This is a genomic window from Microbacterium sp. AISO3 (genome assembly GCF_002204305.1).
Taxonomy (GTDB): domain Bacteria; phylum Actinomycetota; class Actinomycetes; order Actinomycetales; family Microbacteriaceae; genus Microbacterium; species Microbacterium arborescens.
On sequence record NZ_NHRF01000195.1, the window covers coordinates 1 to 389 of the forward strand.

Annotated in this window: 1 protein-coding gene; it reads left to right on the top strand. The window is 61.2% G+C overall.

Features of this window, described 5'->3' with window-relative positions:
- Positions 1-389, top strand: a 389-nt coding sequence (locus CBF90_RS16940; RefSeq protein WP_242435716.1) for a PaeR7I family type II restriction endonuclease, incomplete at both ends; no start/stop codon positions are given.

A 389-nucleotide genomic window follows, 5' to 3' on the forward strand; every position in this document is an offset into this window, starting at 1 on the left:
GGACTTGCTCGTCATCAACGAAGGCCGATTGCTCGCCGCCGTGGAAATGAAGAGCCAAGTCGGCCCGTCTTTCGGAAACAACTTCAACAATCGGACTGAGGAAGCGATTGGCACGGCCCATGACCTCTGGACCGCGTACCGCGAAGGTGCCTTCGGAAAACATCCGCGACCGTTCGTCGGTTGGTTGATGCTCGTGGAGGACGAAGCTGCCTCACGCGCGCCCGTTCGCGATAGCTCACCCCATTTCCCGGTGTTCCCAGAGTTCCAGGGAGCGTCCTACCTCAAGCGCTACGACGTGCTGTGCCAGCGGCTCGTTCAGGAGCAGCTCTATACGACTGCCGCCTTGATGGCCTCGCCTCGCTCTGCCGCCCAGACAGGCGAGTATTGCG